The sequence below is a fragment of the Clostridium nitrophenolicum genome (assembly GCF_055391695.1).
Window position 1 is genome coordinate 5739760 of record NZ_AP042469.1, and the last position, 21666, is coordinate 5761425.

The window sequence follows — 21666 nt, forward strand, 5'->3', positions numbered from 1 at the left end:
AAATTTTCATTGTATTATATAACAGTTATTAATATAATTAAATCATAGAAGTAAAAAAGTAGGTGAAGAAGTGAGCATAGCTGAATTAATATATAGAGTTAAGGATATAATGACAAAAGACTTTATAAAAGTTGATGTTGATACAAGCGTAAAAGAGGCACTGTATATGATGATAGAAGGATATAAAGATGAAGTTGTCATTACAGATGAAGGCCATAAGTTACAAGGAATTTTTACTATGAATGATATGGCAAAAATTAAAAAGAGAAATATATCCTTTGACTCACCTATAGTTGATTTTGCGCATAAGAATGTAATAACCATTGATCTAGACTCATCTGCAAGAGAAGCTAGAGATATTATGCTAGAAAATAATATAGGTAGACTACCTGTAATAGAAGATGAAAGAGTAGTAGGAATTGTAACTAGTAATAATATAAGAGATACCTTTTACTTAAAGATGGATGAGTTATTTAATCTTCAGAGTAATGTGTTTGATAACTTACATGAAGCTGTGTGTATATGTGATGAAAATGGAATAGTAAGATATTGGAATAAAAGTGCAGAGAAGCTCTATGGAGTAACTGTTGAGGATATAATAGACAAGAGTTTAGAGGATTTTTTCCCAAATGCATTAAGCATACAAGTACTAAAAACAGAAAAAAGAGTAGATAACGTATGCCATGAGCCCGTTGAAGGGAAATTAGTAGCATTAAGTGCTGTTCCGCTATATAATTCAAAGGGTAATTTGATTGCCGTGGTATCTACAGACAGAGATATCACTGATGCTGAAAATTTAACAAAGCAGCTTGAGTATGAGAAGAAAAAGGTAGAACTTTTAGAAAATGCATACAAAAAAGAAATAGCATCTAAATATAATTTCCCATCTATTATCGGAAAAAATAAGAAGATAATAGAATCTATTGCTATTGCAGAAAAGGTAGCACCAACATCAACTAGTGTTCTTATAACAGGTAAAAGCGGAACTGGTAAAGAAGTTTTTGCTAGATCCGTTCACGAGGCCAGCGGTAGAACTGGCAACTTTGTAGCAATTAACTGTAGCGCAATACCTGAGAGTTTGTTTGAAAGTGAACTTTTTGGATACGTGGAAGGTGCATTTACTGGAGCTATAAGAAAAGGGAAGATAGGTAAATTTGAATTTGCTAATGGGGGAACTTTATTTCTTGATGAAATAGGAGACATGCCACTGGAAATGCAGGCAAAAATTTTGAGAGTTTTACAGGATGGGATTATATATAGGCTTGGAAGTGAAAAACCTGTAACCACAGATACGAGAATAATAGCCGCAACTAATAGAGATTTAAAAAAATTAATATCTGAAGACAAATTTAGAGAAGACTTATTTTATAGACTAGCAGTAGTTCAAATCCATCTCCCGGACCTTAAAGATAGAAGGGAAGATATAAAGGATTTGTGCAATCTATTTTTAGAACAAGTCTCAAAACAAGAAGACATTAAAATAAACGATATAGAGGAAAAAGTGTACAAAATACTAATTAATTATAAGTGGGATGGTAATATACGAGAGCTAAAAAATGTAATTCAAAGAATGGTTGTACTGTCCAATGACGGAAAAATAACAGTAGACTCTATTCCTGAATATATTTTAGAAAGTGCATCTGATAATGAAGATATGGGAGAAAATCAACATGATCTTGAAAGAATTGTTGAGAATGTTGAAAAAAGAACCATTAAAGATGTAATGAGTATGGTTAATGGTAATAAACAACAAGCTGCTAAAATATTAAATATTAAAAGAAGTACTCTATATTATAAATTAGGAAAGTATAATATAGAATAAACTATATATCTAAGTTTTTAAATTTTTGACAGTTGTGTCCATTTTTGGACATAGCTGTTTTTTATTCTTAACCCAGTAATATAGCTATCTGTAAATAAATTACAGCTAAAATTGTGTCAATATTTTGAAAAGGAATATTATGTATAAAAAGGTATAAGATTTGGTTATAGCTGTCGAATACAGTATTTGTAATACTTATAAAAATTTTAAATAATATACATATAATTGGCATGGAATATGCTGGCTATTAATTATGAAATATAAATTACTAGGAGGGATTACATGGGAGCTTATTATTATTTCCCTCTCAAAATGCATGTAGGTGCACCAGATGTCCCTACAGTTAAAGAAGGCCAGCTGGTTAAAAGAGGGGAATGTATTGCAGAGCCAAATGGGCTAGGAGCAAAGATTCATAGTAGTATTTCTGGGACAGTATCTAAGATTACAGCTAATGAAATCGTTATACAAGCTGATGAAGCTCAATCAGAAGATTATGTAAAAATAAAACAATGTGAAAGCATCGTGGATTCAGTATACGAAGCTGGAATCGTTGGAGCTGGAGGAGCAGGCTTCCCAACTCATATTAAATTAAAAGCACAAATATCTGATGGATATATTGTGGCTAATTGTGTTGAGTGTGAACCTGTACTTCATCACAACATAAAAAGAATAGAAGAAAATCCAGAGCTAGTAGTTAAAGGTATAAGATATGCTATGCAGGCTACTGGTTCTAAAAAAGCATACATAGCTATAAAGGCCAAACATCCAGAAGCTATAGCATCATTGGAAAAATGCTTAAATGGTAATAGCTCAATAGAAATTAAGAAGTTAAGAGATATGTATCCAATGGGAGAAGAAAGAGCTATTATACATGAAATATTTGGAGTATGGCTAGAGCCTACACAATTACCACTTGATGCCAAGTGTGTAGTTTTGAATGGAGAAACTTTAGCAAATATAACTATGGCTGTTGAGGAAAGAAAGCCAGTAATAGATAAAGATATAACCGTAATAGGAAAACTTAAATCAGGAAAAGAACCAAATGTATTCTTTGATGTACCTGTGGGAAGTAGTATAAAGAGCCTTATAGAAAAGTGCGGTGGCATAGATGGAGAGTATGGTGAAATTGTAATAGGTGGACCATATACAGGAAAATCAGGAGAATTAGAAAATTCAACCGTAACAAAGATTTCAGGCGGAGTTATAGTAACTATATCATTACCAGAATACAAAGGAAAGTTAGGACTATTAGTTTGTGCTTGTGGTGCTAACGAAGAAAGATTACGAGAAATAGCAGAAAAAATGAATTCAGATATAGTTACCGCTGTTGAATGTAAGAATGTAGAACATGTTAAAGGTGCTCTAAAGTGTAAAACTCCGGGAGAATGACCGGGCCAAACAGCTGCAGTTTTGCAGTTAAAGAAGGCAGAAGCAGAAAGAATATTAATATCTAATTGTAGTGATTGTACAAATACAGTTATGAGTTGTGCCCCAAAAGCTGGTCTTGGAGTATATCATCATACAGACCACATTTTTAGGACAGTTGACCATAAATTAACTAGAAGATTAGAAGAATAGAAGGAGGTAATGTACTTATGTCAATGAGTGCTGAACATGCAGAACAGCTTAAAAATGAATTAGCTGTAGTATGCTGTAGGACTGAAGAAGGAACAATAATATCAGCAGCTAATTTAGAAGACCCGGCTATATTTCCAGATATGGTTGATTCGGGGCTTTTAACTATACCAGATAATTGTTTTAAAATAGGAGAGGTTTTAGGAGCAAAGCTTTTAAAAACTATCGATTCTCTTACTCCATTAACTCCAGATATTTTAGAAGGCGTTAAAGTTACAGCTCAAGAAGAAAAAGTAGAGGAGTTAACTGAAGCAGAGGAAAAGGCAGTTTTAAAATATAATAAAAAAGCAGGTCAGGTTATAGGTATAGAGGATTTAGAAAATCCAATGAATTTTGAAAAACTTGAAGACTCATTATTGATAGAATTAACTGATAGAGTTTTAAGTAGAGGGGAAGTTATTGGACAAGCATTAAAATTTGATACTCCAGCTCTAACACCTGTGAATCCTGAATTGCTAGAAGGATATGAGGAGGAAGTTGATATGGGAGAAGCACAAAAAGCAACATCAAGTGTAACCAATGGTATCTTAAGAATTAAGATAGCAGAAGGTAAGGGGATAGATATAGAAGTACCTTTAAATTCTGTAAGTACACCAGCACAATGTGCAGCACCAGTTTCAGTAAAGGCTGATAAAGCCGTAAAAGTAGAAAAAGCTGCTGCAGCAGATACTGTTAGTGAAGTAAAGCTTGAAGAAAAAGTTCTAAGAACTCTTACAAGAAAACACTTTAAAATTGATAAAGTAGAATTTGGACCAGAAACAAAAATTGAAGGAACAACTCTTTATATAAGAGAAAATGTTTCCGATGATGCTGTAAAAGTAAGGGATTTAGTTAAATCTATAAAGATTGATATCATAACTCCAGATAAGTACAACACATACAGTGAAACAATAATGGACGTTCAACCAATAGCAACTAAAGAATCAGACAGCAAACTAGGTTCAGGAACTACGAGAGTACTTGATGGTGTTATAGTAGTAGTTACAGGTACTGATGAAAATGGAGTTCAAATAGGTGAGTTCGGTTCATCAGAAGGTATTTTAGAAGAAAACATCCAATTTGGTAGACCAGGAGCTCCAGACAAAGGAGAAATATTCATAAAGACTGAAGTTATAATTGCAGCTGGAACAAACATGGAAAGACCAGGTCCACTTGCTGCTCACACTGCAACTGATTTTATTACTCAAGAAATCAGAGAAGCGTTAAAGAAACTTGATGATTCTCTAGTTGCAAGCACACAAGTATTTGAGCAAAAGAGAAGACCAGGAAAGAAAAAAGTTGTAGTTGTTAAGGAAATAATGGGTCAAGGTGCTATGCACGATAACTTAATACTACCAGTTGAACCAGTTGGAGTACTTGGTGGAAAACCAAACGTTGACTTAGGAAACGTTCCGGTAGTTTTATCACCACTTGAAGTATTAGATGGAGGTATCCACGCATTAACTTGTATAGGACCTGCATCAAAAGAGTGTTCAAGACACTACTGGAGAGAGCCATTAGTAATGGAAGCTATGAATGATCCAGAAGTAGATCTTTGCGGAGTTATATTTGTAGGAAGTCCTCAAATAAACAGCGAAAAGTTCTATGTATCAGAAAGACTAGGTATGACTGTAGAAGCTATGGACGTTGATGGAGCAGTTGTTACAACAGAAGGATTCGGAAACAACCACATTGACTTTGCAAGCCACATTGAGCAAATCGGTATGAGAGGAATACCTTGCGTAGGTATGTCATTCTGTGCAGTTCAAGGAGCTCTAGTTGTTGGTAACCCATACATGAAATATATGGTTGATAACAATAAGTCAGAAGCTGGTATAGAAAACGAAGTTTTATCATGCAACACTTTATGTCCAGAAGATGCTATAAGAGCATTAGGAATGTTAAAGACAGCTATGGATGGAGAAGAAGTTAAAGCTTCAGAAAGAAAATGGAACCCAAATGTTAAGGAAAGCAATCTTGAGTTAATAGAAAAAACTGCTGGAAAAACAATTGAAAGAGTTGAAAACGAAACAGTTGTTCCTATGAGCCAAAAGAGATTAGAAAAATACTCAACAAAGTAGGCGTTTTATATGGATTTAAAATACGGTGATAAGATTATCGAAATGCAAGGTATAATTGTGGAAGTCCATGATGGTTGCGTTTCATTAGATCTTAAAGGAAGATTGGGATACTTGAAAGTTCCTATGAGAATGTTGATAACTGACTATCCTTTAAAGGTTGGTCAGGAGGTTGGCTTTAAAATGAGCTTTTTAGAAGTTTTATCAGAAGAAGCTAACGAAAAATACGTTAGTAATATAGATATAAAAAATCGGAAGGAAGGTAATTTATAATGAGTTTAACTGTTGTTAAGGGATTGCAATCAGAAATATTTGTTCCTATAACACCTCCACCAGTTTGGACTCCTGTGACAAAAGAACTTAAAGATATGAAAATAGCATTAGCTACAGCAGCAGGGGTACACTTGAAGTCAGACAAAAGATTTAACCTAGCAGGAGATTTTACTTTTAGAACAGTACCAGGTGATACAGCATCAGGAGAGCTTATGGTATCACACGGTGGATATGATAATGGCGATGTTAATAAAGACATCAACAGTATGTTCCCTATAGATAGAATAAGAGAACTTGCAGCAGAAGGCTTTATAAAAGAAGTTGCTGAAACTCATGTAGGATTCATGGGCGGCGGCGGAAACCAACAAAAATTCAGAGAAGAAACAGGTCCAGCTATTGCAAAAATATTAAAAGACGAAGGCGTAGATGCAGTTTTAATGACTGCTGGATGAGGAACCTGTCACCGCTCTGCAGTATTGGTGCAGAGAGCAATAGAAGAAGCTGGAATACCTACTATAATAATAGCAGCGTTACCTCCAGTAGTTAAACAAACAGGTACTCCAAGAGCAGTTGCTCCAAGAGTTCCAATGGGTGCTAATGCAGGAAAACCACATGATGTAGAAATGCAAACAGGTATAGTTAAGGATGCATTAATCCAATTAACAAAGATAACTACAGCAGGAACGATAGTTCCTCTACCATATGAATATATAGCTAAAGTATAAAATAAAAATTTTGCTACACAAAATTTTTATCAATTGACAGAGGACAATTGACAATTGTCCTCTAAAAAATAATACGTCGTATTATTTTTATTAGTTGACAAAGATAATTTTAAAAGCGTGGTGGTTTTGCTTGGAAAAGGAAATGAGACGTCTGGTAATAAAGACTTTTCATATTGAAAAGGTTGAACTTGCAGAAAAAACCTATATAAAAGATGGAGTACTATATATAAGAAATAACGCATCAATAGATTCAATAAAAGAAGAAGATTTAATTGATAAGCTAAAAATAAATATTTTGTATCCGGACAACCATAACATATTTGTGAATTCAATAATGGATTTTTCTCCAATAGCTACAAAGGTATTAGGAAAATTAGGTGAAGGGATTACTCATGTTTTAACAGGAGTAACGGTAATGTTAACAGGTATTGACGAAAAAGGAGTACAGGTTGCAGAGTTTGGATCTTCTGAAGGAATATTAAAGGAACAAGTTAAATTTGGTCGAAGAGGTACACCTTCAGAGAATGACATTATAATACATGTGGATGTTATTTTAAAAGATGGAGAGGGCAGTAGGAGACCTGGCCCTATGGCGGCTCATAGAGCATGTGATGTCATAATACAAGAAATAAGAGAAGTTCTAAAAAAGTTAAATGGAAGACTATGCGATGAAAAGTACGAATATTTTGATAAAGTAAAACCTGATAAGAAGAAAGTTGTTATTTTAAAACAAGTAGCAGGACAAGGCTGTATGTATGATACAGGGATTCTAGGAAAAGAGCCAGGTGGTTTCTTAGGATGCAGATCAATAATTGATATGGGTAATATGCCTATATTATTAAGCCCTAATGAGTATAGAGATGGTGCATTGAGAGCTATGCACTAATCTGTTAATCAGGAGTGATAAATGTGGGAATCGGACCATCTACTAAAGAAACTACTTCACATCATTTCAGAGATCCACTAGTTGAAATTGTGTCTAATGATGGAGATGTAGATCTTCTTGGAATCATAGTGGCAGGAACGCCGCAAGAAAATGAAGACAAGGTTTTTGTTGCTCAAAGAGCAGCTGCCTGGATAGAAGGAATGAGGGCTGATGGAGCTATTGTATCTATAGATGGTTGGGGTAATAGTAATATTGATTTTGCTACAGCGTTAGAAGAAATAGGCAAAAGAGATATTCATGTTGTTGGAATGAGCTTTGTTGGTACACAGGCTCAATTTGTAGTTACAAATCAGTATATGGATACTATAGTAGACTTCAATAAGTCTAAAGAAGGAATTGAAACTGAAGTTGTAGGAGAAAACAATGTTGTGGAGCTAGATGCTAAAAAAGCATTGGCATTCTTAAAACTGAAAATGAGAAATAAAGAGAAATAGGGAGGCAGAAAAATGAAATCAGAAAGAACGATATTTGCTATAGACTCACATACAATGGGAGAACCAACAAGAATAGTAGTAGGAGGAGTTCCTAATATACCAGGAAAAACAATGCCTGAAAAGAAAGCATATCTTGAAGAGCATCTTGACTGGGTAAGAACAGCTATAATGCTAGAACCAAGAGGACACAATGACATGTTCGGTTCAATAGTAACTCAACCAACAACAGAAGAAGCTGACTTAGGAATAATATTCATGGACGGCGGCGGATATTTAAATATGTGTGGACATGGATCAATAGGAGCAGCAACAGTAGCAGTAGAATCAGGAATGGTTCCAGCAGTTGAGCCAGTTACAAACCTAACTTTAGAAGCTCCAGCAGGATTAGTTAAGGCAAGCGTTAAAGTAGAAAACGGAAAAGCTAAGGAAGTATCAATAGTTAACGTACCAGCATTCCTTTATAAGAGAGATGTAGAAGTAGATGTGCCAGGAATAGGCAAAGTAGTAATGGATATATCCTTTGGAGGAAGCTTCTTTGCTATAGTTAAAGCAGAAAATTTAGGATTAGAAATAAGCCCAGCAAGTGCACAAAAGTTAATAGAAGTTGGAATGAATGTTATAAAAGCTGTAAATGAGCAAATAGAAATACAACATCCAACACTTCCACATATAAAAACTGTTGATCTATGTGAAATATATGGACCTGCTAAGAGTGCAGATGCAACAATGCAAAATGCAGTTGTGTTTGGCCAAGGACAGCTTGATAGATCACCATGTGGAACAGGAACAAGCGCTAAGATGGCAACATTATATGCAAAAGGTCAACTAAAAATGAAGGAAGACTTCATATATGAAAGCATAATTCAAACTAAGTTTAAAGGAAGAGTATTAGAAGAAACTAAGGTTGGAGACTATGATGCGATAATCCCAGAAATAACTGGAGCAGCATATATAACAGGACACAACCAATTCTTTATAGACCCTGAAGATCCTGTTAAACACGGATTTATACTAAAATAACACTAGAAAAATTTCTAATTAAGTAATATTTTGTATCAAAATAAAATAAATTAGTATTACAAAAATAATTATAAAATATGGAGGGGACTTATAATGGTTAAAGTAGTATCTGGATTACTTCTGCTTTTGACAATTTATTTTGCAATTGTGTTCTTTAAAGACTATGCTAAAACATCAAAAGAGGGAAACCTTGAAAAGACAAATTTCTTTGCGCTTGGAGCAGTAGGATTTTTAACAAACTTTTTAGATACCCTTGGTATTGGTAGCTTTGCTCCTACTACAGCGTTACTTAAGTTCTTTAAACTTAGCAAAGATAGAACAATACCAGGTACTCTTAATGTAGCGTGTACAATTCCAGTAGTTGTGGAAGCGCTAATATTCATAACTGTTATAAAAGTTGAAACAGTAACTTTGTTTGCAATGTTAATTTCAGCTACTGTAGGAGCATTTATAGGTGCAGGTATTGTTTCGAAACTTGATGAGAAAAAGGTACAAATTGGAATGGGAATAGCATTATTAGTAGTAGCATTATTGATGCTTGCAAGTCAATTGAAATTAATGCCTGTAGGCGGAGATGCTATAGGGCTTACAGGAGCAAAACTTATAATAGCGGTAATAGTTAACTTTATATTAGGAGCACTTATGACACTAGGAATAGGACTTTATGCTCCATGTATGGCACTAGTATTTGCACTTGGAATGAGCCCTAAAGTAGCATTCCCAATAATGATGGGATCCTGTGCATTCTTAATGCCAGTTGCATCAGCTAAATTCGTTAAAGAAGGAGCATATGATAGAAAAGCCTCTATGGCTATAACTATATTTGGAGCTGTAGGTGTTCTTATAGCTGCATATATTGTAAAATCACTTCCTTTAAAGATATTAACATGGTTAGTTATAGTAGTTATTCTTTACACTTCTGTAATGATGTTTAGATCAGCAACTAAGAAAACAGATGCAGAGGTTTCAGTTTAATCAAAAGTCTAATGGCTATACATGGTGATTACACCATGTATAGCCATTATTTTTTTACATAAATTTTGTGTGATAAAACAAAATATAAATGAATGCTTAATGGTGTCAGTTTTTTGACTGTAAAAATGACAAAATATACTGATTTTTTTAGATGATAAGCAAAACTTAGCATAATGTGACGATTTTTTGGATATTATGTGTCAAAAAAAACTACACAAATCACATATTATTTACATCTATAAAAAATCCATATAGCCCACAAAGCATTGTATTAGCATATTTTATAGCTGTTCAAGAGAAACTAATTTTATTGGCATGAAAGTTGCTTATAAAAATTATGTAAAAAAAAGTAGGAGGGATCATATGGCAACTTTATATAAGTTCCCCCTTAAAATGCACATTGGTGCACCTGATGCTGCGATTGTTAAGGTAGGTCAGGAAGTTAAGAGGGGAGAATGCATTGCTGAACCAACAGGTCTAGGTGCAAGAATTCATACGAGTGTATCAGGAAAAGTAACAGATATAACTGATACTGAAATCGTTATCGAGGCTTATGATACTCAGTCAGAGGACTATGTAAAAATTAAAGAGTGTGACAGTATAATTGATAGCATATATGAGGCTGGCATAATTGGGGCTGGTGGAGCAGGATTTCCAACTCATGTTAAAATAAAAGCTAATATTCCAGATGGATATATTATTGCAAATTGTGTTGAGTGTGAACCTGTTCTTAGACATAACATAGAATTGCTAGAAAAGAATCCAGGAATAGTTATTAGAGGCATAGAGTATGCAATGAAAGCAACAGGAGCTCCTAAAGGCTATATAGGAATAAAAGCTAAAAACAAAAAGGCAGTAGCTTCTCTTAAGGATGCATTAAAAGGAAGAACTGATATAGAGGTTAGTGAGTTAAAAAACCTTTATCCAATGGGAGAAGAAAGAGCATTAATAAATGGTATATTTGGAAAATGGCTTGAACCAAATCAGCTTCCACTAGAAGCAAAATGTGTTGTAATGAATGGCGAAACTCTTGCTAACATTACTAGAGCTGTTGAAGATAGAAAGCCAGTTATAGATAAAGATATAACTGTAGCAGGAAAGCTTAAGAGTGGAAAAGACTCTCACGTATTTTTCCAAGTTCCAGTTGGAACATCTATAAAAAGCTTAGTAGAAAAAGCTGGCGGAATTAAAGGTGAATATGGTGAACTTGTAGTAGGTGGACCATACACTGGAAAATCCGAAGAATTAGAAAAAGCCATGGTTACAAAGACTTCAGGTGGAGCTATTGTAACTATACCTCTTCCAGAGTATAAAGGAAAGATGGGACTTTTAGTATGTGCTTGCGGAGCAAATGAAGCAAGATTAAGAGACATAGCTAACAAAATGGGATCAGATGTAGTCTCAGTTGTAAATTGTAAAAACATAGTGGAAAACAAAGGTGTAGCAAAATGTAAGACACCTGGAGAATGACCAGGCCAAACGGCTGCAGTTTTGCAGCTAAAGAAAGAAGGAGCAGAAAGAGTATTAATATCTAATTGCAGTGACTGCTCAAATACCGTTATGAACTGTGCACCAAAAGCTGGTCTGCCTGTATATCATCATACAGACCATATATTTAGGACAGTTGATCATACATTAACAAGAAGACTAGACGAAGAATAAAGGAGGTAACCCAATATGTCAATGAGCGCTGAACATGCAATGGAGCTTAAAAATGAGTTAGCTGTTGTATGTTGTAGAACTGAAGAAGGAACAGTAATATCAGCAGACAATTTAGAGGATCCAGGCATATTCCCTGATATGGTGGATTCAGGACTTTTAACTATACCAGATAACTGCTTAAAGATAGGTGAGGTTTTAGGAGCAAAATTACTTAAAACAATAGACTCACTTACACCTATAACTCCAGATCTTGTAGAAGGAGCTAGTGTAATGACTTCCGAAGAAAAAACAGAAGCAGCAGCTGAAGAGTTAACTGAGGGAAGCGAAAAAGCAGTTTTAAAATACAATAAAAAAGCAGGAGACACTATTAGTGTTGAAGATTTAGAAAACCCAATGAACTTTGAAAAACTTGAAGACTCATTATTATTAACATTACATGATGCAGTTTTAACAAGAGAAGAAGTTATTGGAGCAACATTAAGAGTAGATGCACCAGCATTAACTCCTGTAACACCTGATATGTTAGAAGGATATGAGGAGGAAATAACAATGGCAGAAGCACCAAAAGCAACAACAAGTGTATCCGGCGGCGTTCTTAGAATTAAGATAGCTGAAGGAAAAGGTATTGATATCGAAGTACCTTTAAATATTGGAGGAACAACTCCAGCAGCACCAGCTGTACCACAAGCTCCATTAGCAGTAAAGGCTCAAAAAGCTGTTGCTGCAGCAGAGGTTCCAGCAGCTAAAGAAGTTAAGCTTGAAGAGAAAGTTTTAAGAAGTCTTACAAGAAAATACTTCAAAATTGACAAAGTAGAATTTGGACCAGAGACAAAAATCGAAGGAACAACTCTTTATATAAGAGAAAATGTTTCCGATGATGCTGCAAAAGTAAGTGATTTAGTTAAATCTATAAAGATTGATATCATAACTCCAGATAAGTACAACACATACAGTGAAACAATAATGGACGTTCAACCAATAGCAACTAAAGAAGCAGACAGCAAAATAGGTGTAGGAAACACTAGAGTAATTGATGGTGTTATAGTAGTAGTTACAGGTACTGATGAAAATGGAGTTCAAATAGGAGAATTCGGTTCATCAGAAGGTATCTTAGAAGAAAACATCCAATTTGGTAGACCAGGAGCTCCAGACAAAGGAGAAATATTCATAAAGACTGAAGTTATAATTGCAGCTGGAACAAACATGGAAAGACCAGGTCCACTTGCTGCTCATACTGCAACTGATTTTATTACTCAAGAAATCAGAGAAGCGTTAAAGAAACTTGATGATTCTCTAGTTGCAAGCACACAAGTATTTGAGCAAAAGAGAAGACCAGGAAAGAAAAAAGTTGTAGTTGTTAAGGAAATAATGGGTCAAGGTGCTATGCACGATAACTTAATACTACCAGTTGAACCAGTTGGAGTACTTGGTGGAAAACCAAACGTTGACTTAGGAAACGTTCCAGTAGTTTTATCACCACTTGAAGTATTAGATGGAGGTATCCACGCATTAACTTGTATAGGACCTGCATCAAAAGAGTGTTCAAGACACTACTGGAGAGAGCCATTAGTAATGGAAGCTATGAATGATCCAGAAGTAGACCTTTGTGGAGTTATATTTGTAGGAAGCCCTCAAATAAACAGTGAAAAGTTCTATGTATCAGAAAGATTAGGTATGACTGTGGAAGCTATGGACGTTGATGGAGCAGTTGTTACAACAGAAGGATTTGGAAACAACCACATTGACTTTGCAAGCCACATTGAGCAAATCGGTATGAGAGGAATACCTTGTGTAGGTATGTCATTCTGTGCAGTTCAAGGAGCTCTAGTTGTTGGTAACCCATACATGAAATATATGGTTGATAACAACAAGTCAGAAGCTGGTATAGAAAACGAAGTTCTATCATGCAACACTTTATGTCCAGAAGATGCTGTAAGAGCATTAGGAATGTTAAAGACAGCTATGGCTGGAGAAGAAGTTAAGGCTTCAGAAAGAAAATGGAATCCAAACGTTAAGGAAAGCAATCTTGAGTCAATAGAAAAAGCTGCTGGAAAATCAATTGAAAGAGTTGAAAACGAAACAGTTGTTCCTATGAGCCAAAAGAGATTAGAAAAATACTCAACAAAGTAGGCGTTTTATATGGATTTAAAATACGGTGATAAGATTATCGAAATGCAAGGCGTAATTGTTGAAATACAAGATGGCGCTGTAGCATTAGATCTTAAAGGAAGATTAGGTTACTTGAAAGTACCTATGAGAATGTTAATAACTGACTATCCGTTAAAGGTAGGTCAGGAAGTTGGCTTCAAAATGAGCTTCTTAGAAGTTCTTTCAGAAGAAGTCAATGAAAAATATGTTAGTAATATAGATATAAGAAATAGAAAGGAAGGAAAAATATAATGGATTTAACAGTTGTTAAAGGATTACAATCAGAAATATTTGTTCCTATAACTCCACCACCAGTTTGGACTCCTGTAACAAAAGAACTTAAAGACATGAAAGTAGCTTTAGCTACAGCAGCAGGAGTACACTTAAAGTCAGATAAGAGATTTAACTTAGCAGGAGACTTTACTTACAGAACAATACCAGGAGATGCTCCATCAGGCGAACTTATGGTATCACACGGTGGATACGATAACGGAGACGTTAATAAAGACGTTAACTGCATGTTCCCAATAGATAGATTAAGAGAACTTGCAGCAGAAGGATTTATAAAAGAAGTTGCTCCAACTCATGTAGGATTCATGGGCGGCGGCGGAAACCAAGAAAAATTCAAGAATGAAACAGGCCCAGCTATCGCTAAGATATTAAAAGACGAAGGCGTAGATGCAGTTGTATTAACTGCTGGATGAGGAACTTGCCACCGCTCTGCAGTATTGGTGCAGAGAGCAATCGAAGAGGCAGGTATACCTACTATAGTTATAGCAGCGTTACCTCCAGTAGTTAAACAAACAGGTACTCCAAGAGCAGTTGCTCCAAGAGTTCCAATGGGTGCTAATGCAGGAGCTCCAAATGATCCTGCTATGCAAACAGCAATAGTAAAAGAAACATTACAAGAATTAATTAAAATACCAACAGCAGGAACAATAGTTCCACTTCCATACGAATATATAGCAAAAGTTTAATTAGTGCATACTTTTTCGAAATATAAGAAAAAGTTACTATGAAATATAAGTATAATTACAAGTCCCCATATGTGGGGCTTGTAATTATATAAAGTATATTTAAATTAAAGATGTGGTGATATGTGTGGAAAAAGAAATAGAGATGAGAAGACTTACAATAAAGACTTTTCATATAAAAAGAGTTGAATTTTCCGAAAAAACATACATTGAAAATGGCATCTTATATCTAAGAAAAGATATAGGAGATAATGCCTCAGTAGATGAAAAGCTTATAAAAGATATAAATATAAGCATAGTTAATCCAGATAACCATAACATATTTGTTAACTCAATAATGGATTTTTCTCCAGTAGCTACAAAAGTTCTTGGAAGAATGGGTGAAGGAATTACTCATGTTTTAACGGGAGTAATGGTAATGTTAACAGGAGTTGATGAAGATGGAATTCAAGTTGCAGAATTTGGTTCATCAGAAGGTATACTAAAAGAGCAGGTTGTATTCGGAAGAGCAGGTACTCCTGATAAAAATGATATTATAATTCATGTAGATATTACATTACACTCAGGTAAAGGAACAAGTAGACCAGGACCTATGTCAGCTCATGAAGCTTGTGATAAAATAATACAAGAAATAAGAGCTTACTTAAAGAAAATGAATGGAAGACTATGCAACGAAAGGTACGAATATTTTGACAAAATAAAACCTGATAAGAAGAAAGTTGTTATTTTAAAACAAGTAGCAGGACAAGGGGCTATGTATGATACAGGGCTTCTAGGAAAAGAGCCAGGTGGATTTTTAGGATGTAGGTCAATAATTGATATGGGCAATATGCCTATATTATTAAGTCCTAATGAATATAGAGATGGTGCATTGAGAGCTATGCACTAATCTGTTAATCAGAGGTGATGGATATGGGTATTGGACCATCTACTAAAGAAACTACTTCACATCATTTTAGAGATCCTTTACTTAATGTAGTATCCAATGATGGAGATGTAGACCTTCTTGGAATCATAGTTGCAGGAACGCCTCAGGAAAATGAAGACAAGGTTTTTGTTGCTCAAAGAGCAGCTGCCTGGATAGAAGGAATGAGAGCTGATGGAGCTATTGTATCTATAGATGGTTGGGGTAACAGCAATATTGATTTTGCTACAGCGTTAGAAGAAATAGGCAAAAGAGATATTCCCGTTGTTGGAATGAGCTTTGTTGGTACACAGGCTCAATTTGTAGTTACAAATCAGTATATGGATACTATAGTAGACTTTAATAAGTCTAAAGAAGGAATTGAAACGGAAGTTGTGGGAGAAAACAATGTTGTGGAGCTAGATGCTAAAAAAGCATTGGCATTCTTAAAACTGAAAATGAAAAATAAAGAAAAATAGGGAGGCAGAAAAATGAAATCAGAAAGAACAATATTTGCTATAGACTCACATACAATGGGAGAACCAACAAGAATAGTAGTAGGAGGAGTTCCTAATATACCAGGAAAAACAATGCCTGAAAAGAAAGCATATCTTGAAGAGCATCTTGACTGGGTAAGAACAGCTATAATGCTAGAACCAAGAGGACACAATGACATGTTCGGTTCAATAGTAACTCAACCAACAACAGAAGAAGCTGATTTAGGAATAATATTCATGGACGGCGGCGGATATTTAAATATGTGCGGACATGGATCAATAGGAGCAGCAACAGTAGCAGTAGAATCAGGAATGGTTCCAGCAGTTGAGCCAGTTACAAACCTAACTTTAGAAGCTCCAGCAGGATTAGTTAAGGCAAGCGTTAAAGTAGAAAACGGAAAAGCTAAGGAAGTATCAATAGTTAACGTACCAGCATTCCTTTATAAGAGAGATGTAGAAGTAGATGTGCCAGGAATAGGCAAAGTAGTAATGGATATATCCTTTGGAGGAAGCTTCTTTGCTATAGTTAAAGCAGAAAATTTAGGATTAGAAATAAGCCCAGCAAGTGCACAAAAGTTAATAGAAGTTGGAATGAATGTTATAAAAGCTGTAAATGAGCAAATAGAAATACAGCACCCAACACTTCCACATATAAAAACTGTTGATTTATGCGAAATATATGGACCTGCTAAGAGTGCAGATGCTACAATGCAAAATGCAGTTGTATTTGGCCAAGGACAGCTTGATAGATCACCATGTGGAACAGGAACAAGCGCTAAAATGGCAACATTATATGCAAAAGGTCAATTAAAAATGAAGGAAGACTTCATATATGAAAGCATAATTCAAACTAAGTTTAAAGGAAGAGTATTAGAAGAAACTAAGGTTGGAGACTATGATGCTATAATCCCAGAAATAACTGGAGCAGCATATATAACAGGACACAACCAATTCTTTATAGACCCTGAAGATCCTGTTAAATATGGATTTGTATTAAAGTAAGAAGATTTTAAAAATTATGTAGAATGATGTTGATTAAATATAATTGACTATGATATATTATTTACAATAAGCAATTATACAATAAAAAATATAGTATAACAAAGGGAGGCTATGTAATGGTAAAAATAGTTTTCGGCATATTGCTGCTTTTAGTAGCATACTTTGCATTTTTGTTCTTTGTAGATTACGCAAAAGCATCAAAAGAAGGTAAACTTGAAAAATCAAACTTTTTAGCACTTGGAGCTGTAGGATTTGTTACAAACTTCTTTGATACTTTAGGTATAGGAAGCTTTGCACCAACTACTGCATTGTTAAAAAACTTTAAGCTTTCAGAAGATAGAACATTACCAGGTACACTTAATGTTGCATGTACAATACCAGTTGCAATTGAAGCTCTTATATTTATTACAACTATAAAAGTTGATCCAGTAACACTATTTTCAATGTTAGCTGCTGCAACCATAGGTGCTGTAGTAGGAGCAGGAGTTGTTTCAAAACTTCCTGAAAAAGTTATACAGCTTGGAATGGGTGTAGCATTAATAATAGTTGCATTTGTAATGCTTGCAGGACAACTTAATTTAATGCCAGCTGGTGGAGAGGCTATAGGACTTACAGGAACAAAACTTATAGTAGCAATAATAGGTAACTTTATATTAGGAGCACTTATGACACTAGGAATAGGACTTTATGCTCCATGTATGGCACTAGTATTTGCACTTGGAATGAGCCCTAAGGTAGCATTCCCAATAATGATGGGATCCTGTGCATTCTTAATGCCAGCAGCATCAGCTAAATTCGTTAAAGAAGGCGCATATGATAGAAAAGCTTCTATGGCAATAACTATATTTGGTACTATAGGTGTTTTCATAGCTGCTTATATAGTTAAGGAATTACCTCTTAACATATTAAAATGGTTAGTAATAGTAGTTATTTTATATACAGCAGCTATGATGTTTAGATCTGCATCTAAGGCAAAGGCTGCTAGCAGAGCGTAAAATTTTACCCAAAAAAGTTAAAATATTAACGATATAAAAAGTAAACTCCAGGTTTTTAAAAATCTGGAGTTTACTTTTTTATGCATTATATTTTATGTACTAAGAATATAGTAAGTTTATTCTATAATTATAATTGATCTTTTCACAATTATATCAAAAATTACATATTATAGAATAAAGCAATATTTAGGGGTGAGGCTTATTGTTGTACGCACTGATTCTTGCGGGTGGTAAAGGAACAAGACTATATCCTCTCTCAAGGGCTAAAAATCCAAAACAATTTTTAAAAATTATAAATGATAAAAGTTTTTTAAGGAATACAGTAGATAGAATAAAACCACTGGTAAGTAAAGATAATATTTATGTAGTAACTAATAAGGAATATATAGACAAAGTATATGCGGAACTTCCTGAGATAGATAAGAAGAATATATTTGTAGAACCAGAAAACAAAGAAACCCCTACATTCAATATATAGGTCATTATGTAAAATTTGATGATTTAAGATAAAAGAATAAAAGCTCCTTACGTGGAAAAACTAATTTTAGAAAGGGGAGTTAAATATGACTGATAGAATACACCATAAAGCAAGTAATAGAGAAAATAAGAAAAATGATGTAAGTAGACCATCCGGAAATAAAAAGAACACTAAGAATCCACCTAAATTTGAAAATTTTAATGGAGAGCCAATTTACTAGACCATAAAAAACAAAGGAAGTGATAGCATGAAACAAGTGACACAAATAGAGCTGCAGCATGATTTTAAGAGAGAAAATAACAAACCAGGGTCTAGATCTCAATCTTCTTTTGAAAGTAAAGCCATAAGAGAGGCTAAGCAAATAGTTAAATCTTCCGATTAAAAAGAGCCTTTAGGGCTCTTTTTTATTATCTGAGCAGATTATATAATTAATATATAGCTTTTAAGGCTATGAAATAGTAACAAATTATATATTTATGGCGGTGAATTGAATGAAAAAGCTTAGTAGGGAGTTTTATAGTAGAGATACAGAAACAGTTGCAAAAGAACTTTTGGGAAAAATATTAATTCATGAAGTAGATGGTAAGAGGTTGTCCGGAAAAATAGTTGAAACTGAGGCCTATTTAGGTATAAAAGACAAAGCAGCACACTCTTATGGAGGAAGAAGAACTCCAAGAGTGGAGGTTATGTATGGAAAGGCAGGATTTTCATATGTTTTTATAATATATGGAATGTATTACTGTTTTAATGTAGTTACTCAGAAGGAAGATATACCTGAGGCAGTACTTATAAGAGCTTTAGAGCCCATAGAAAACTTAGATATAATAGCAAATAATAGATTTAAGAAAGATTATAATGACTTAACTAAGACTCAAATTAAAAATTTGACTAATGGACCTGGGAAATTATGTGATGCATTAAAAATTAATAAGACCTTAAATAATGAAGATTTATGCGATAATAGATTATATATAGAGGATAACGATGAAGAGTTTAATATTATAACCGATAAACGTATAGGAATAGATTATGCAGAAGAGGCAAGGGACTATTTATTAAGATTTTATATAGAAGACAATAAATATGTATCTGTAAAATGATTTTTTTAAGGGGAATAGAGGGTGAATTACGTATATATTTTAAAATGTAAAGATGGTAGTCTTTACACAGGATACACTAATAATTTAGAAAGAAGAATAAAAACTCACAATAATGGTAAAGGAGCAAAGTACACTAGATGCAGACTTCCAGTAGAGCTAGTTTACTATGAATCTTATGAAACAAAGAGCGATGCTATGAAAAGAGAATATTGCATAAAGCAAATGAGTAGGGAAGTAAAAGTAAAACTTATATCAAATAAATGAATCAAAAATGTTTAACCTCCAGCATATTATTAATTATGAACTAATATGCTGGAGGCTTTTATGTCTAAAAAGGAAAAAATAATAGTAACTAGGGTTTTTGGAAAAAAGAATTTAAATGAAATAATAAAAAAGATAATTAAAAGTAATCTAAGTGAAACTAAGATAGCTATCACGAATAAGGTATGGAGTGATAGCTAAATGAGTATTTGGAATGTGGCTATTTATGCAAGAGTAAGTACGGACAAGTATGATCAGAAAGAATCTATACCAGCTCAGATTCAAGGCTTAAAAGAATGGATTCTAGAAAAAAGCAAAGAAGAGGAAAACTCTATATATAATCTTGTGAATGTTTATGAAGATTGTGGATCTTCAGGCTCAAATTTTGAGAGGGAAAGTTTTATACAGATGAAAGAAGATATAGAGAACAAAAAAATAAACATGATACTAACAAGAGATCTCTCGAGATTTTCAAGAAACTATATAATGGCTGGATATTATTTAGAGGACTATTTTAAGGCTAAAGATATTAGATTTGTTTCTGTACTCGATAACGTAGATACATTATTTGAGTTCAATGATATAATTCCATTTAAAAATATTTTAAATGAAATGTATATAAAAGACTGTTCAAGAAGAACTAGAGATGGTCTTAGACAGAGGATGATAAGAGGATCTAGTATTGCCAGTAAGCCCCCTTATGGCTATAAATTTGAAGAAAGTTTTGAAGAAAATATAAAAATTATAAAATTAATACCAGCAGAAAATGAAACTACTAAAATAGTAGTAAAAATATATGAATTGTATTTAAAAGGATGGGGATTTAAAAAGATTGCAGACTATTTAAATTCGATTGGAGTAAGGCCGCCATCGTGGCATGTTAAAAATTTCGGAAAATCCAAGTTTTTTAAATGGAATAGCAATTCCATAAGGTATATTTTAACAAATCCTAAATATTCGGGACAGATGCTGCAAGGAAGATGGAGAAAGGTAAGCTATAAGTTAAAAACAGTGAAAGCCTTACCAAAAGACCAATGGATATATGGAGGAGAATTTAAAGGAATAATACCTAAGGAAACTTTTGATGAAGTTCAGGAGCTTATAAAAAAGAGACAGAGAATATTAAGGTGTAAAAATGGCGAAGTACATTTATTTTCAGGAGTACTTAAGTGCGGTGACTGCGGTGGAAGCATGTGCTATAGAAAGAAATATAACGGATACAAGTGTACAAATAGCCAAACTGGTAAAAAAAAGTGTACTGCTCATTCCATAAAGGAAGAATATATAAAGCAAATTATCATAAATGATTTGATAAATTACACAAAAGATTTAAATAAGGAAATATTTTATGAAGAACTAAAAGAACTTATTAAAAGTACTAATCATGCTAAAGAGCTCAAAAGCATAAATAGCAAGCTTAAAGAGATAGATATAAATATTAAGCGAATATATGAAGATAGATTAAAAAACATAGTAAGCGAAAAAAACTTTAAAATGATTTTAAAAGAAATTCAAGATGAACAAAGTCGACTAGAAAAAAGAAAAGATCAAATAGAAGATGAAATAAATAATAATAGAGAACATATGATTGATTTAATATACAGTAAAATTAATCATGTATTAAGCTTTAATGAAATTAAAAGAAACGATATAGAGGAACTGGTAGAGAAAATAATTGTTTTTGAAGATAGAGATGTAAAAGAAAAGTATATACAGGTTTTTTATAAATTTAATGTCCAATAGTTTATATGACCTATA

General features: G+C 33.8%; 23 protein-coding genes and 1 pseudogene. All 24 read left to right on the forward strand.

Features of this window, described 5'->3' with window-relative positions; translation table 11 throughout:
- The first annotated feature begins 70 nt into the window (after positions 1 to 70).
- The 24 genes and pseudogenes from prdR to ACZ5N4_RS27460 all read left to right on the forward strand — a co-directional run bounded on the left by prdR (position 71) and on the right by ACZ5N4_RS27460 (position 21651).
- On the forward strand, positions 71 to 1822 hold the full coding sequence (gene prdR, locus ACZ5N4_RS27345; protein WP_464205976.1) for a sigma-54 dependent transcriptional regulator PrdR: 1752 nt from the start codon (positions 71 to 73) through the stop codon (positions 1820 to 1822).
- Positions 1823 to 2104: 282 nt separating this feature from the next.
- Positions 2105 to 3400: a proline reductase-associated electron transfer protein PrdC gene (gene prdC, locus ACZ5N4_RS27350; protein WP_464205978.1), complete on the forward strand. Its 1296-nt coding sequence runs from the start codon at positions 2105 to 2107 to the stop codon at positions 3398 to 3400.
- A 17-nt stretch (positions 3401 to 3417) separates the two neighbouring features.
- Positions 3418 to 5517 carry a D-proline reductase (dithiol) proprotein PrdA gene (gene prdA, locus ACZ5N4_RS27355; RefSeq protein ID WP_464205980.1) on the forward strand — a complete coding sequence of 700 codons (2100 nt, stop codon included), beginning with the start codon at positions 3418 to 3420 and terminating at the stop codon, positions 5515 to 5517.
- Between the two features lie 9 nt (positions 5518 to 5526).
- Complete coding sequence (locus ACZ5N4_RS27360) at positions 5527 to 5787, forward strand: CBO2463/CBO2479 domain-containing protein (protein ID WP_464205982.1); 261 nt, start codon at positions 5527 to 5529, stop codon at positions 5785 to 5787.
- Positions 5787 to 6512: a D-proline reductase (dithiol) protein PrdB gene (prdB, locus tag ACZ5N4_RS27365; protein WP_464205984.1), complete on the forward strand. Its 726-nt coding sequence runs from the start codon at positions 5787 to 5789 to the stop codon at positions 6510 to 6512. Before ACZ5N4_RS27360 ends, prdB (ACZ5N4_RS27365) begins: the two co-directional genes overlap by 1 nt.
- Before the next feature lie 130 nt (positions 6513 to 6642).
- Positions 6643 to 7398 (forward strand): proline reductase cluster protein PrdD, encoded by a 756-nt coding sequence (prdD, locus tag ACZ5N4_RS27370; protein ID WP_464205986.1) that lies wholly within the window; start codon positions 6643 to 6645, stop codon positions 7396 to 7398.
- 23 nt (positions 7399 to 7421) lie between these two features.
- Positions 7422 to 7892 carry a glycine/sarcosine/betaine reductase component B subunit gene (locus ACZ5N4_RS27375; protein WP_464205988.1) on the forward strand — a complete coding sequence of 157 codons (471 nt, stop codon included), beginning with the start codon at positions 7422 to 7424 and terminating at the stop codon, positions 7890 to 7892.
- Positions 7893 to 7904: 12 nt separating this feature from the next.
- A complete protein-coding gene (locus tag ACZ5N4_RS27380; RefSeq protein ID WP_464205990.1) occupies positions 7905 to 8912 on the forward strand; it encodes a proline racemase in 1008 nt (335 codons plus the stop codon).
- Between the two features lie 93 nt (positions 8913 to 9005).
- Positions 9006 to 9887 carry a TSUP family transporter gene (locus ACZ5N4_RS27385; protein WP_464205992.1) on the forward strand — a complete coding sequence of 294 codons (882 nt, stop codon included), beginning with the start codon at positions 9006 to 9008 and terminating at the stop codon, positions 9885 to 9887.
- A 363-nt stretch (positions 9888 to 10250) separates the two neighbouring features.
- The gene (prdC, locus tag ACZ5N4_RS27390) at positions 10251 to 11549 is read left to right on the forward strand and encodes a proline reductase-associated electron transfer protein PrdC (RefSeq protein WP_246517675.1); all 1299 of its coding nucleotides are present in this window, start codon (positions 10251 to 10253) and stop codon (positions 11547 to 11549) included.
- 15 nt (positions 11550 to 11564) lie between these two features.
- The gene (gene prdA, locus ACZ5N4_RS27395) at positions 11565 to 13679 is read left to right on the forward strand and encodes a D-proline reductase (dithiol) proprotein PrdA (RefSeq protein ID WP_464205996.1); all 2115 of its coding nucleotides are present in this window, start codon (positions 11565 to 11567) and stop codon (positions 13677 to 13679) included.
- A 9-nt stretch (positions 13680 to 13688) separates the two neighbouring features.
- On the forward strand, positions 13689 to 13949 hold the full coding sequence (locus ACZ5N4_RS27400; RefSeq protein WP_178906712.1) for a CBO2463/CBO2479 domain-containing protein: 261 nt from the start codon (positions 13689 to 13691) through the stop codon (positions 13947 to 13949).
- A complete protein-coding gene (prdB, locus tag ACZ5N4_RS27405) occupies positions 13949 to 14674 on the forward strand; it encodes a D-proline reductase (dithiol) protein PrdB (RefSeq protein WP_178906713.1) in 726 nt (241 codons plus the stop codon). The genes ACZ5N4_RS27400 and prdB (ACZ5N4_RS27405) overlap by 1 nt, the downstream gene beginning before the upstream one ends.
- Before the next feature lie 124 nt (positions 14675 to 14798).
- A complete protein-coding gene (gene prdD / locus ACZ5N4_RS27410) occupies positions 14799 to 15560 on the forward strand; it encodes a proline reductase cluster protein PrdD (RefSeq protein WP_464205999.1) in 762 nt (253 codons plus the stop codon).
- A 23-nt stretch (positions 15561 to 15583) separates the two neighbouring features.
- Positions 15584 to 16054 carry a glycine/sarcosine/betaine reductase component B subunit gene (locus ACZ5N4_RS27415; RefSeq protein ID WP_178906715.1) on the forward strand — a complete coding sequence of 157 codons (471 nt, stop codon included), beginning with the start codon at positions 15584 to 15586 and terminating at the stop codon, positions 16052 to 16054.
- 12 nt (positions 16055 to 16066) lie between these two features.
- Entirely contained in the window at positions 16067 to 17074 is a 1008-nt protein-coding gene (locus tag ACZ5N4_RS27420) for a proline racemase (protein ID WP_464206001.1), read from the forward strand.
- Between the two features lie 116 nt (positions 17075 to 17190).
- Positions 17191 to 18069 carry a TSUP family transporter gene (locus ACZ5N4_RS27425; protein WP_464206003.1) on the forward strand — a complete coding sequence of 293 codons (879 nt, stop codon included), beginning with the start codon at positions 17191 to 17193 and terminating at the stop codon, positions 18067 to 18069.
- Between the two features lie 202 nt (positions 18070 to 18271).
- Positions 18272 to 18535: pseudogene (locus ACZ5N4_RS27430) on the forward strand (sugar phosphate nucleotidyltransferase); the annotation flags it as partial.
- Between the two features lie 97 nt (positions 18536 to 18632).
- Positions 18633 to 18767, forward strand: a complete 135-nt coding sequence (locus ACZ5N4_RS27435; RefSeq protein ID WP_281395983.1) for a hypothetical protein — start codon at positions 18633 to 18635, stop codon at positions 18765 to 18767.
- A 27-nt stretch (positions 18768 to 18794) separates the two neighbouring features.
- The gene (locus tag ACZ5N4_RS27440; RefSeq protein ID WP_464206005.1) at positions 18795 to 18929 is read left to right on the forward strand and encodes a hypothetical protein; all 135 of its coding nucleotides are present in this window, start codon (positions 18795 to 18797) and stop codon (positions 18927 to 18929) included.
- A 109-nt stretch (positions 18930 to 19038) separates the two neighbouring features.
- Positions 19039 to 19647, forward strand: coding sequence for a DNA-3-methyladenine glycosylase (locus ACZ5N4_RS27445; protein WP_464206006.1), 609 nt, complete (start codon positions 19039 to 19041; stop codon positions 19645 to 19647).
- A 21-nt stretch (positions 19648 to 19668) separates the two neighbouring features.
- Positions 19669 to 19911 (forward strand): GIY-YIG nuclease family protein, encoded by a 243-nt coding sequence (locus tag ACZ5N4_RS27450; RefSeq protein ID WP_178906253.1) that lies wholly within the window; start codon positions 19669 to 19671, stop codon positions 19909 to 19911.
- 60 nt (positions 19912 to 19971) lie between these two features.
- The gene (locus tag ACZ5N4_RS27455) at positions 19972 to 20109 is read left to right on the forward strand and encodes a hypothetical protein (protein WP_464206007.1); all 138 of its coding nucleotides are present in this window, start codon (positions 19972 to 19974) and stop codon (positions 20107 to 20109) included.
- Positions 20110 to 21651: a recombinase family protein gene (locus ACZ5N4_RS27460; protein WP_464206009.1), complete on the forward strand. Its 1542-nt coding sequence runs from the start codon at positions 20110 to 20112 to the stop codon at positions 21649 to 21651.
- The last annotated feature ends 15 nt before the right edge of the window (positions 21652 to 21666 follow it).

Bases quoted from the DNA above. Each gene is read 5' to 3' on its own strand.
- ACZ5N4_RS27440 (WP_464206005.1), top strand. From the start codon at position 18,795: ATGAAACAAGTGACACAAATAGAGCTGCAGCATGATTTTAAGAGAGAA.
- prdA (WP_464205980.1), top strand. From the start codon at position 3,418: ATGTCAATGAGTGCTGAACATGCAGAACAGCTTAAAAATGAATTAGCT.
- ACZ5N4_RS27425 (WP_464206003.1), top strand. From the start codon at position 17,191: ATGGTAAAAATAGTTTTCGGCATATTGCTGCTTTTAGTAGCATACTTT.
- ACZ5N4_RS27455 (WP_464206007.1), top strand. From the start codon at position 19,972: ATGTCTAAAAAGGAAAAAATAATAGTAACTAGGGTTTTTGGAAAAAAG.
- ACZ5N4_RS27460 (WP_464206009.1), top strand. From the start codon at position 20,110: ATGAGTATTTGGAATGTGGCTATTTATGCAAGAGTAAGTACGGACAAG.
- ACZ5N4_RS27445 (WP_464206006.1), top strand. From the start codon at position 19,039: ATGAAAAAGCTTAGTAGGGAGTTTTATAGTAGAGATACAGAAACAGTT.
- ACZ5N4_RS27415 (WP_178906715.1), top strand. From the start codon at position 15,584: ATGGGTATTGGACCATCTACTAAAGAAACTACTTCACATCATTTTAGA.
- ACZ5N4_RS27420 (WP_464206001.1), top strand. From the start codon at position 16,067: ATGAAATCAGAAAGAACAATATTTGCTATAGACTCACATACAATGGGA.
- ACZ5N4_RS27435 (WP_281395983.1), top strand. From the start codon at position 18,633: ATGACTGATAGAATACACCATAAAGCAAGTAATAGAGAAAATAAGAAA.
- ACZ5N4_RS27400 (WP_178906712.1), top strand. From the start codon at position 13,689: ATGGATTTAAAATACGGTGATAAGATTATCGAAATGCAAGGCGTAATT.
- ACZ5N4_RS27380 (WP_464205990.1), top strand. From the start codon at position 7,905: ATGAAATCAGAAAGAACGATATTTGCTATAGACTCACATACAATGGGA.
- ACZ5N4_RS27360 (WP_464205982.1), top strand. From the start codon at position 5,527: ATGGATTTAAAATACGGTGATAAGATTATCGAAATGCAAGGTATAATT.
- prdA (WP_464205996.1), top strand. From the start codon at position 11,565: ATGTCAATGAGCGCTGAACATGCAATGGAGCTTAAAAATGAGTTAGCT.
- ACZ5N4_RS27385 (WP_464205992.1), top strand. From the start codon at position 9,006: ATGGTTAAAGTAGTATCTGGATTACTTCTGCTTTTGACAATTTATTTT.